Below are 5,375 nucleotides of genomic sequence, written 5' to 3'. Positions count from 1 at the left end.
CGGCAGATAAGCTTTAAATTTATTGAGGCTCACATAGTAATAGGTAAGTTAAGTAATTAACTTGTCAGCATACTTTGAGAGCGACCGGTTCAAGTGATTTATCACGAAAAACCGAAAACAGTAACAGGTTTAAACTGAAGAGTTTGATCCTGGCTCAGATTGAACGCTGGCGGCATGCCTTACACATGCAAGTCGAACGGCAGCACGGGTGCTTGCACCTGGTGGCGAGTGGCGAACGGGTGAGTAATACATCGGAATGTACCTTGTAGTGGGGGATAGCTCGGCGAAAGCCGGATTAATACCGCATACGCTCTGAGGAGGAAAGCGGGGGACCTTCGGGCCTCGTGCTACAAGAGCAGCCGATGTCAGATTAGCTAGTTGGTGGGGTAAAAGCTCACCAAGGCGACGATCTGTAGCTGGTCTGAGAGGACGACCAGCCACACTGGGACTGAGACACGGCCCAGACTCCTACGGGAGGCAGCAGTGGGGAATTTTGGACAATGGGCGAAAGCCTGATCCAGCAATGCCGCGTGTGTGAAGAAGGCCTTCGGGTTGTAAAGCACTTTTGTCCGGAAAGAAATCCCTTGGGTTAATACCTCGGGGGGATGACGGTACCGGAAGAATAAGCACCGGCTAACTACGTGCCAGCAGCCGCGGTAATACGTAGGGTGCAAGCGTTAATCGGAATTACTGGGCGTAAAGCGTGCGCAGGCGGTTTTGTAAGACGGATGTGAAATCCCCGGGCTTAACCTGGGAACTGCATTCGTGACTGCAAGGCTAGAGTATGGCAGAGGGGGGTAGAATTCCACGTGTAGCAGTGAAATGCGTAGAGATGTGGAGGAATACCGATGGCGAAGGCAGCCCCCTGGGCCAATACTGACGCTCATGCACGAAAGCGTGGGGAGCAAACAGGATTAGATACCCTGGTAGTCCACGCCCTAAACGATGTCAACTAGTTGTTGGGGATTCATTTCCTTAGTAACGAAGCTAACGCGTGAAGTTGACCGCCTGGGGAGTACGGTCGCAAGATTAAAACTCAAAGGAATTGACGGGGACCCGCACAAGCGGTGGATGATGTGGATTAATTCGATGCAACGCGAAAAACCTTACCTACCCTTGACATGTACGGAATCTTGCTGAAAGGTGAGAGTGCTCGAAAGAGAGCCGTAACACAGGTGCTGCATGGCTGTCGTCAGCTCGTGTCGTGAGATGTTGGGTTAAGTCCCGCAACGAGCGCAACCCTTGTCCTTAGTTGCTACGCAAGAGCACTCTAAGGAGACTGCCGGTGACAAACCGGAGGAAGGTGGGGATGACGTCAAGTCCTCATGGCCCTTATGGGTAGGGCTTCACACGTCATACAATGGTCGGTACAGAGGGCTGCCAAATCGCGAGATGGAGCTAACCCCAGAAAACCGATCGTAGTCCGGATCGCAGTCTGCAACTCGACTGCGTGAAGTTGGAATCGCTAGTAATCGCGGATCAGCATGTCGCGGTGAATACGTTCCCGGGTCTTGTACACACCGCCCGTCACACCATGGGAGTGGGTTTTGCCAGAAGTAGGTAGCCTAACCGTAAGGAGGGCGCTTACCACGGCAGGATTCATGACTGGGGTGAAGTCGTAACAAGGTAGCCGTAGGGGAACCTGCGGCTGGATCACCTCCTTTCTAGAGCATGCACTGGAAGTTGAGTGTTCACGCTTATCGGTTGTTGACTGCGTAGATCTAAGTCGGGTCTGTAGCTCAGGTGGTTAGAGCACCGTCTTGATAAGGCGGGGGTCGAAGGTTCAAGTCCTTCCAGACCCACCAAGCTAACCACCGCCTGACCAAGTCGGTGGAAACTGGCTTGAAATGGGGGCATAGCTCAGCTGGGAGAGCACCTGCTTTGCAAGCAGGGGGTCGTCGGTTCGATCCCGTCTGCCTCCACCAATTCCTTAGATCGCACATCGATGTCAGTCAAAAGCTTTTACGTCTGCGGTAAATCCCAACGAATGTGAATGTTTTTGAATGACAGCAATGTCATGCAGTTATTTGTTCTTTAACAATTTAGAAGAAGTAGTAGTACAACGGAAGCGCATTAGAGATGGTGCGTGGAAATTGTACGGGTTGTGATTGTATCAACTAGTATTTAAGTGATCGAAAGATGACTTGGAATACGGCACAACGCTAAAACTCAACCTGTAACGAGACATTCTCGTTATAGGGTCAAGCGAATAAGTGCATGTGGTGGATGCCTTGGCGATTACAGGCGATGAAGGACGCGATAGCCTGCGAAAAGTTGTGGGGAGCTGGCAAATAAGCTTTGATCCACAAATGTCCGAATGGGGAAACCCGGCCCGAATGGGTCATCCTAGACTGAATACATAGGTCTAGCGAAGCGAACGCGGCGAACTGAAACATCTAAGTAGCTGCAGGAAAAGAAATCAACCGAGATTCCCAAAGTAGTGGCGAGCGAAATGGGACCAGCCTTCAAGATTTAGCACCGGTGTTATCAAAACGGAATGGAAAGTCCGGCCATAGTGGGTGATAGCCCCGTATGAGAAAACCCTGGTGTGGAACTAAGCTTGAGAAAAGTAGGGCGGGACACGTGAAATCCTGTCTGAAGATGGGGGGACCATCCTCCAAGGCTAAATACTCGTAATCGACCGATAGTGAACCAGTACCGTGAGGGAAAGGCGAAAAGAACCCCGGGAGGGGAGTGAAATAGATCCTGAAACCGCATGCATACAAACAGTCGGAGCCTCGTAAGGGGTGACGGCGTACCTTTTGTATAATGGGTCAGCGACTTACATTCAGTGGCAAGCTTAACCGAATAGGGAAGGCGTAGCGAAAGCGAGTCCGAATAGGGCGTTCAGTCGCTGGGTGTAGACCCGAAACCAAGTGATCTATCCATGGCCAGGATGAAGGTGCGGTAACACGTACTGGAGGTCCGAACCCACTAATGTTGAAAAATTAGGGGATGAGCTGTGGATAGGGGTGAAAGGCTAAACAAACTTGGAAATAGCTGGTTCTCTCCGAAAACTATTTAGGTAGTGCCTCGTGTATCACCTTCGGGGGTAGAGCACTGTCATGGTTGAAGGGTCCATTGCGGATTACTTCGCCATAGCAAACTCCGAATACCGAAGAGTGCAATCACGGGAGACAGACATCGGGTGCTAACGTCCGGTGTCAAGAGGGAAACAACCCAGACCGCCAGCTAAGGTCCCTAAATATTGCTAAGTGGGAAACGAAGTGGGAAGGCTAAAACAGTCAGGAGGTTGGCTTAGAAGCAGCCACCCTTTAAAGAAAGCGTAATAGCTCACTGATCGAGTCGTCCTGCGCGGAAGATGTAACGGGGCTAAGCAATATACCGAAGCTGCGGATGCGAGCTTGCTCGCATGGTAGGAGAGCGTTCTGTAAGCCTGTGAAGGTGTCTTGTGAAGGATGCTGGAGGTATCAGAAGTGCGAATGCTGACATGAGTAGCGATAAAGGGGGTGAAAGGCCCCCTCGCCGTAAGCCCAAGGTTTCCTACGCAACGTTCATCGGCGTAGGGTGAGTCGGCCCCTAAGGCGAGGCAGAGATGCGTAGCTGATGGGAAGCAGGTTAATATTCCTGCACCGTCGTATGATGCGATGGGGGGACGGATCGCGGAAGGTTGTCCGGGTGTTGGAAGTCCCGGTCCCTGTATTGGAGAAGGCGCTTAGGCAAATCCGGGCGCGGAATTCAAGGATATGGGGCGAGTGAACTTGTTCACGAAGCAATTGGAAGTGGTTCCAAGAAAAGCCTCTAAGCTTCAGTCATACGAGACCGTACCGCAAACCGACACAGGTGGGCGAGATGAGTATTCTAAGGCGCTTGAGAGAACTCGGGAGAAGGAACTCGGCAAATTGGTACCGTAACTTCGGGATAAGGTACGCCCTTGTAGCTTGACTGGCCTGCGCCAGGAGGGTGAAAGGGTTGCAATAAACTGGTGGCTGCGACTGTTTAATAAAAACACAGCACTCTGCAAACACGAAAGTGGACGTATAGGGTGTGACGCCTGCCCGGTGCCGGAAGATTAAATGATGGGGTGCAAGCTCTTGATTGAAGTCCCGGTAAACGGCGGCCGTAACTATAACGGTCCTAAGGTAGCGAAATTCCTTGTCGGGTAAGTTCCGACCTGCACGAATGGCGTAACGATGGCCACACTGTCTCCTCCCGAGACTCAGCGAAGTTGAAGTGTTTGTGATGATGCAATCTACCCGCGGCTAGACGGAAAGACCCCATGAACCTTTACTGTAGCTTTGCATTGGACTTTGAACCGGTCTGTGTAGGATAGGTGGGAGGCTTTGAAGCAGGAACGCTAGTTTCTGTGGAGCCATCCTTGAAATACCACCCTGGTTTGTTTGAGGTTCTAACCTAGGTCCGTAATCCGGATCGGGGACAGTGCATGGTAGGCAGTTTGACTGGGGCGGTCTCCTCCCAAAGTGTAACGGAGGAGTACGAAGGTACGCTAGGTACGGTCGGAAATCGTGCTGATAGTGCAATGGCAAAAGCGTGCTTAACTGCGAGACTGACAAGTCGAGCAGGTGCGAAAGCAGGTCATAGTGATCCGGTGGTTCTGTATGGAAGGGCCATCGCTCAACGGATAAAAGGTACTCTGGGGATAACAGGCTGATACCGCCCAAGAGTTCATATCGACGGCGGTGTTTGGCACCTCGATGTCGGCTCATCTCATCCTGGGGCTGTAGCCGGTCCCAAGGGTATGGCTGTTCGCCATTTAAAGAGGTACGTGAGCTGGGTTTAAAACGTCGTGAGACAGTTTGGTCCCTATCTGCCGTGGGCGTTGGAAGTTTGAAGGGGGCTGCTCCTAGTACGAGAGGACCGGAGTGGACGAACCTCTGGTGTACCGGTTGTCACGCCAGTGGCATCGCCGGGTAGCTATGTTCGGAAGAGATAACCGCTGAAAGCATCTAAGCGGGAAACTCGCCTTAAGATGAGACTTCCCTAGGAACTCGATTCCTTTGAAGGGTCGTTCAAGACCAGGACGTTGATAGGTCAGGTGTGGAAGCGCAGTAATGCGTTAAGCTAACTGATACTAATTGCCCGTAAGGCTTGATCCTATAACCAGTGTGTTTTGTGCTGGTGTGAGTTTGCGTGTGCCCATGACGAGGCTGATACGCTCACAACCCAACTACATGTAGTACTACGCTTCTTCTGAATTGGTTTTGTTGCACTCAGTGCAGCAGAACATACAAGTTATGCCTGATGACCATAGCGAGTTGGAACCACCCCTTCCCATCCCGAACAGGACCGTGAAACGACTCCACGCCGATGATAGTGCGGATACCCGTGTGAAAGTAGGTAATCGTCAGGCTCCCCTAAAGACCCCTTGCTACAACGCGTAGCAAGGGGTTTTT

At 51.7% G+C, this 5,375-nt stretch carries 2 tRNA genes and 3 rRNA genes; all 5 read left to right on the top strand.

Annotated features, from left to right (window positions below):
- The first annotated feature begins 131 nt into the window (after positions 1 to 131).
- The 5 genes from CDV44_RS27665 to rrf all read left to right on the top strand — a co-directional run bounded on the left by CDV44_RS27665 (position 132) and on the right by rrf (position 5,332).
- A 16S ribosomal RNA gene (locus CDV44_RS27665) occupies positions 132 to 1,664 on the top strand.
- Positions 1,665 to 1,728: 64 nt separating this feature from the next.
- Positions 1,729 to 1,805, top strand: a tRNA-Ile gene (locus CDV44_RS27660).
- A 44-nt stretch (positions 1,806 to 1,849) separates the two neighbouring features.
- Positions 1,850 to 1,925 (top strand) — tRNA-Ala (locus CDV44_RS27655).
- Between the two features lie 274 nt (positions 1,926 to 2,199).
- Positions 2,200 to 5,078 (top strand): 23S ribosomal RNA (locus CDV44_RS27650).
- Positions 5,079 to 5,219: 141 nt separating this feature from the next.
- Positions 5,220 to 5,332 (top strand): 5S ribosomal RNA (gene rrf / locus CDV44_RS27645).
- The 16S, 23S and 5S rRNA genes sit together here with 2 tRNA genes alongside, the layout of an rRNA operon.
- Positions 5,333 to 5,375 lie beyond the last annotated feature (43 nt).

Source organism: Pandoraea sp. PE-S2R-1 (genome assembly GCF_002179865.1).
In the GTDB taxonomy this organism is placed as follows: Bacteria; Pseudomonadota; Gammaproteobacteria; order Burkholderiales; family Burkholderiaceae; genus Pandoraea.
This window is presented reverse-complemented; position numbering and strand designations above follow the sequence as displayed.